The organism is Endozoicomonas ascidiicola, from assembly GCF_001646945.1.
GTDB classification, from domain to species: Bacteria; Pseudomonadota; Gammaproteobacteria; order Pseudomonadales; family Endozoicomonadaceae; genus Endozoicomonas; species Endozoicomonas ascidiicola.
In genome coordinates, this window is record NZ_LUTV01000012.1 from 1 (window position 1) to 6610 (window position 6610).

The 6610-nt window shown below is 48.4% G+C and carries 5 protein-coding genes and 1 tRNA gene; 1 reads left to right on the top strand and 5 read right to left on the bottom strand.

Going from position 1 to position 6610, the window contains the following annotated elements:
• Nucleotides 1-203: 203 nt before the first annotated feature.
• The 4 genes from AKL11_RS23340 to lon all read right to left on the bottom strand — a co-directional run bounded on the left by AKL11_RS23340 (nucleotide 204) and on the right by lon (nucleotide 5780).
• Nucleotides 204-2105, bottom strand: coding sequence for a SurA N-terminal domain-containing protein (locus AKL11_RS23340; RefSeq protein ID WP_067522584.1), 1902 nt, complete (start codon nucleotides 2103-2105; stop codon nucleotides 204-206).
• Between the two features lie 71 nt (nucleotides 2106-2176).
• Entirely contained in the window at nucleotides 2177-2425 is a 249-nt protein-coding gene (locus tag AKL11_RS25810; RefSeq protein ID WP_067522587.1) for a hypothetical protein, read from the bottom strand.
• Between the two features lie 62 nt (nucleotides 2426-2487).
• The gene (locus AKL11_RS23350; protein ID WP_067522589.1) at nucleotides 2488-2760 is read right to left on the bottom strand and encodes an HU family DNA-binding protein; all 273 of its coding nucleotides are present in this window, start codon (nucleotides 2758-2760) and stop codon (nucleotides 2488-2490) included.
• 596 nt (nucleotides 2761-3356) lie between these two features.
• Nucleotides 3357-5780: an endopeptidase La gene (gene lon, locus AKL11_RS23355; RefSeq protein ID WP_067522592.1), complete on the bottom strand. Its 2424-nt coding sequence runs from the start codon at nucleotides 5778-5780 to the stop codon at nucleotides 3357-3359.
• A 383-nt stretch (nucleotides 5781-6163) separates the two neighbouring features.
• Here lon and AKL11_RS23360 point away from each other — a divergent pair.
• Nucleotides 6164-6240 (top strand) — tRNA-Pro (locus tag AKL11_RS23360).
• 98 nt (nucleotides 6241-6338) lie between these two features.
• On the opposite strand, the gene AKL11_RS23365 is transcribed toward AKL11_RS23360, so the two are convergent.
• On the bottom strand, nucleotides 6339-6610 hold a 272-nt coding region (locus AKL11_RS23365), incomplete at its 5' end, for an ISAzo13-like element transposase-related protein (RefSeq protein WP_436404700.1).

The window sequence follows — 6610 nt, forward strand, 5'->3', positions numbered from 1 at the left end:
GATAGTCCTGTTTAACCTGTGTTTAGAACTTGCGGATATTGTTGCTCATTAGTCAGCGTGACTTCGTTCGTCCTGAATAAATGGCGGTTTGAATTACCAATTAATTTGAGCATTAATAAGCTGTCAGCGGGAATTGCTGCCACTTCCCTAACACAAAAAAAGGTCGCACAACGGCGACCTTTTTCATTAAACAGCGATAAAAATCACTCGTCGTTAATCAGAATATCCACTTTGCCACGGGCTTTCAGGCTAGACAGGTATTCTTCAAACATAACCTGACCATTGCCTGCTGCAATGAACTGCCCCAACCCTTTCAGTTGCTGCGAGTCACCAACCACCTCACCTGGATAAATGGCGGACAGCGAAATCACCGCATAATCACCATTGGCTAATTCAACAGTGTCATAGGATACGTTGTCACCTGGGTGTGGCATTTTAAACGCCGCCTGAAGCAACTGAGCAGGAACACCGGCTTGATTTCTTGTTGCCTTTTCACTGGTAGTGACTTCCAGTTCCCGCTCTGCAGCTACAACGTTCAGCATCGCACCGTCCTGTAGACCTTTCAGCACTGCTTCAGATCGAGCGGCGAGTTCCCGAGCAGCGTCTTCACGCTTCAGAGCAACAACGATGTTTTCCCGAACCGCATCCAGAGGAATCAGTTCTGGCTTACGATGCTCTTTAACCCGAAGCACCAGAGACTGCTCCGGCGTCAACTCGATCAATTCACTGTTAGCACCAAGACTCAGCACGTCTTCACTGAACGCCGCTGCAGGAACACGAGGATCCGTAGCAATACCCGCATCAGAACCCGACTTGCCAAACGCTTCACTGGTGGTGATCGACAGACCAAGCTGCTCCGCAGGTTGAGCCAGATCAGATGCTTCAAAGCTGATGTCTGCTAACTCACGAACCTGTTCAAGATAGAGCGAATCTACTTCACTTTGCTTCAGCGACGCTTCAATCTCAGAGCGCATGGAAGCAAGCGTCGGCACGTTTACGTCATCTTTCGAAGTCACCGTAAGGATCTGCAGACCGTAGTCAGTTTCAATGGGCGCTGAAACGTCTCCAACTGACAGCTCAGCCACCGCTTCATCAAACTCATCGCCCAGGAAGCCTGGCGCTACTGCACCCAGATCTCCACCTTTCTCTGCAGTCATTGGGTCATCAGAATAGGTTTTTGCCAGCGCCTCAAAACTTTCTCCCGCATTCAACTTGCCGATGACTTCTTCAGCACGGGCAGTTGCTTCATCGAAGCTTCGACTGTCGCCGGTTTGAATGAGGATAACGGACACGTGAGGGTTGTTGCCGGACTGCTGCTTCAACTGCTCAATACGGAACTCATATTCAGCGGCAATATCGTCATCGCTGACCTCAATATTGCTGGCCAGATCTTTCTTATTCAGCACCACATAATCCACAACCACCTGCTCCGGCGTCATGAACTGACTTTGATTCGTCTCGTAGTAGGACTGGATGTTTTCTTCGCTGGGCGAAATACTGTTACGAACCGCTTCAGCAGACAGAATCACCCAGGATAAATCCCGAGTCTGACCTTCGAGGCTTTGCAGGCGCATCAGCTCTTTCTGAGTGACAAATTCAGTATTCACAATACCGGAACGCACTTGCTGAAGCAGCGTTTCATAGCGCAGCACATCGCGAAACTGCAGAGGCGACATGCCATAACTGCGCACCATCATTTGATAGCGATCTTTATCAAAACGGCCATTCTGCTGGAACTGCGGCATGGACAGAATAATCTGATCAATCTGCGCATTGCCCACACCCATTTTCTGATCTTCAGCGCTGCTCAACAGCAACTGACGATCAATCAACGAATTCAGTACAGAACTTTGCAGGAGTTCATCGTCCAACATGGCAGGGTCAAACTGAGCCCCCATTTGCTGTACTAACATACGACGTTGTTGATCTACCGCCTGAGCCAGCTCTGCCCGGGTGATATCCTTACCATTCACCGACGCCACTTCAGGGTTATTCGGATTGGGCGCCAATGTTTCAAGACCAGTAATGGCCATCATGAAAGCGATAATGCCGACGACAATAAACGTCACCCAGCTTTTCGCTTTGTCCCTCATTGATTGCAGCATAAAAACCTCAGGTACCAGAACCGCATTTACCAGTAATACCAATGTCGCTTTTAAATTATGGAGTGAGCAAGTTATTTTGGCCGGCTGGGCAAGGCGAAGAGACGAGTCATAGCCGTAGCTATGGCGAGGAACTTCAACGCAGATCCAGTCGACCAAAATGGCTGCACAGCCCATAATTTAAAAGCAGAATTGGTATAGCCCAGTATACGCAGACCCTTCTCTTCATCCCCGGCGATGAAGACCGGGCTTTTTTGGTAAAAAAAAAGCGCATCAACGGATGCGCTTTCGGGTGAACTGGCAGAAAATCCCTGATGACTCATGTGGAACCCTGCCCTGTCCACCTGATGAATCTGAACCGAAGAATTCTATTAAGAATTCAGGCTCAGTTCACGGCATCCTTCAGAGCCTTACCAGCTTTGAAGCTTGGGATGCGCGCAGCAGCAATTTGAATTGGCTCGCCAGTCTGTGGGTTACGGCCAGTACGTGCAGCACGCTCTTTCACAGAGAATGTGCCAAAGCCTACCAGAACAACCTGTTCGCCATCTTTCAGAGCGCCAGTAACAGAACCGATTACTGCGTCCAGGGCACGGCCAGCGGCAGCCTTGGAGATGTCAGCAGATTCAGCAATAGCATCAATAAGCTCGGACTTGTTCACTCGACTCCCCTTCTTAATAGGATGCGATTTCAATCATTAATGAGGATAGACCCGGATTTCATGGTCGCCATGTGTTCGGCGCCGTGTGTCCACTACCTACCCAATAGTATGCGACCGATATGCTGCTGCATTTTCACAGGAAAAACAAGCGTCATAAAGGCATCTTGGTACATTAAAACCAGTTATCAACCCATATTTTCAATAGTCGGATGCTATTTGAACACCTTGAGTTAATAAAACAATCCCAGCGACTTCGATTCAACGAAGAATACCTGAAAAGCAGTATGCAACAGTATGACCTGAGGTCAAGCAACCCGTAAAGATTAGACCCGGAGGGATAACCTAGAACGAAGCCAGACTCTGGATATTTCTGATGGATGCGCACTGACAGGATAAGGGACTGTCGTTTAATACACTTACCATGTTTAAACAGCCTGCCTTAGAGGGCATAGTGGCTGATCAACATTAGAACCAGCCGCACTTTATACCAACGGCGAGTTCAGCCTGTCAACCCAATAAATACGCTGACAGGCTGATAGTCACTGGGTAGCGGCCAATTATGGCCACCACCTCACAACATTTTCACAGCGTGGTGATCAGTGAGTTTTTACTCGCTCATCACTCCCTTCAGCAGAATCACCCTTACCTTTCGCCAAATCCAGTGGTTTTTCTGGCAAGGCTTCTGGCATATGCTGCAGGGCAACTTCCAGAACTTCATCAATCCACTCGACTGGAATAATCTCAAGATCCGCCTTGATGTTGTCAGGAATTTCCTTCAAATCACGACGATTCTCTTCAGGGATCAGCACTTTGCGAATACCGCCACGATGCGCCGCCAGCAGTTTTTCTTTCAAACCACCAATCGCCAGCACCTGACCTCTCAAGGTAATTTCACCGGTCATGGCCACATCTGCACGCACCGGAATACCCGTCAGAATTGAAACCAACGCCGTGCACATACCGATACCTGCACTGGGGCCATCTTTCGGCGTCGCACCTTCCGGCACGTGAATGTGCAAATCATTCTTCTGATGAAACTCAGGATCAATCCCCAGCGCCGCAGCACGAGAACGAACCACCGTTAACGCCGCCTGAATGGATTCCTGCATGACGTCGCCAAGAGAACCCGTCTTGATAATCTGACCTTTGCCAGGTACGGCCACAGACTCGATGGTCAGCAGTTCACCGCCGACAGAGGTCCAGGCCAAACCGGTTACCTGACCAATCTGATCTTTATCTTCTGCGCGGCCATAGTTGAACTTGCGAACGCCCAGGAAGGTTTCCAGCGTTTCGGTAGAGACTGTAGAAATACGATTTTTTTCAGACAGCGCCTCCTGTTTCACTGCACGACGACAGGCTTTCGCAATCTCCCGTTCAAGGCCACGGACACCAGCTTCTCTGGTGTAGTAACGAATCATATCCAGAATCGCGGCATCATCAAAAGACAGCTCATCTTTTCTTAAGCCACTGCGTTTGATTTGCTTAGGCACCAGATAGCGCATGGCAATATTCAGTTTTTCATCTTCGGTGTAACCAGGAATCCGAATCACTTCCATACGATCCAGCAATGGACCTGGAATATCCATGGAGTTGGATGTACAAACAAACATAACATCCGACAGATCGTAATCCACTTCCAGATAATGATCGTTAAAGGAGTTATTTTGTTCCGGATCTAACACTTCTAATAATGCAGACGCCGGATCGCCCCGCATGTCGGAACCCATTTTATCGATCTCATCCAGCAGAATCAGAGGATTCTTCACCTCAACCTTTGCCATTTTCTGGATAAGCTTACCGGGCATGGAACCAATATACGTACGACGATGACCTCTTATCTCAGCTTCATCCCGAACACCACCCAGCGCCATCCGCACAAACTTACGATTGGTGGCGCGAGCCAAGGATTCACCAAGAGAGGTCTTACCGACACCCGGAGGCCCCACCAAACAGAGAACCGGCCCTTTCAGTTTGCGAACGCGCTTTTGTACCGCTAAATATTCAAGAATCCGCTCTTTGACCTCTTCGAGGCCATAGTGATCCGCTTCCAAAATATCCTGGGCACGCTTTAAATCGTGACGAACTTTGCTGCGCTTTTTCCAGGGAACACTGAGCATCCAGTCAATATACCCGCGCACCACCGTCGCTTCGGCAGACATAGGCGACATCATTTTCAGCTTGGCCAACTCTGCCAGAGTTTTCTCTTTGGCTTCCTCAGTCATGCCAGCGTCATCAATTTTCGCTTTCAGATCTTCCAGCTCATTAGGCGCATCATCCATATCGCCCAACTCTTTCTGAATGGCCTTCATCTGCTCATTCAGGTAATACTCCCGCTGGCTTTTTTCCATCTGCTTTTTAACGCGGCCGCGGATCTTTTTCTCCACCTGCAGAAAATCCATCTCGCCCTGCATAATACCAATCAGGTATTCGAGGCGATCACCCAAATCGGCAATTTCAAGCATCTTCTGCTTGTCTTCGATCTTCATGGGCATATGGGCGCTGATGGTATCCACCAGCTTGGCAGGGTCTTTAATACCAGACAGTGAACTCAGCACTTCATTAGGTACTTTCTTACTAAGTTGCACATACTGTTCAAACTGCGACATGACAGAACGCACCAGCAACTCGCCTTCACGCTCGCCGATCTGTTCAGAAACCTGTTCGCTGACGCTGGCTTTAACCAGTCCTTCTTCTTCAAAAATAGAATCGATCGATACGCGGGACTCACCTTCCACCAACACCTTTACAGTGCCATCCGGTAGCTTCAGCAGCTGAAGAATACTGGCCACGGTACCCACTGAAAAAAGGTCTTCTACTTCGGGCTCATCGGTTTGCGCACTTTTCTGGGCGACAAGCAGAATGCGCTTGTCCGCCGCCATGGCAATATCCAGCGCCTGAATGGACTTATCCCGTCCAACAAACAGCGGAATCACCATATGGGGGTAAACCACAACATCACGGAGGGGCAACAACGGCAGATCGTAGCTCTCTGATGGTTGCAGGGTATCTTTATTATCCATAGCTCAGCCCCTTAATCTTCAATACCAGTTCTGCCTGTCGTTGTACTCTAGTTGTACTTAAATAGTTGTACCTTAATAGACAACACGCTTTTCGACAGACAATCAGTACAGTTGGTGAAATGAACAGCCTTCATCAGGAAAACAACCTGAAAAACAGTGACTAACCACTATCAGACTGGTCATAAACTCTAAGATGGGGCTTTTCCTGTTAAATTACAATAGGGTCGAGTGTTCGTCCCTGAAAAACCCATAAAGTTCCGTCAACTTCTATAAACATCAATAACTTGCAAATCAGCAACTTTCATGTAACATCGATTTTACTCACTTTCGCACTGTCAAAGTGCTTAGCGAGTCAGTGTGATTGCTGATAATTACACATGCGTCGGAGCGTAGCGCAGCCTGGTAGCGCACCACAATGGGGTTGTGGGGGTCGGAGGTTCAAATCCTCTCGCTCCGACCAAATTTTATGCGACTAAAGACTTTTATATCCCTAAAGTCATAAAACGTCCGTTTGGACAATTTATGCCTAAGGAATAGTCCCTGAATAACTTCCCGATTTCAGCAGGTACAGGGCATGGCGACATAGTTCCATTTTGGCAAGAATTTATCGAACTGAATGGCCATGTTCTTTTTGAAGTCAGTGGCATATTTACGCCCGGTTTCGAACACTTTGTCGATAATTCTTTCAACCACTTTCAGCCCTTTGGTCGTTTCTGTTTTTTCTATGTAGTGCTTTGCCATCTCAACGGATTCCAGAGGAACACCTTTGCAGGCACGGGTGATATGCGGGAATACGCGATGCTCAATAGGGTTGTATTTCGAACAATACG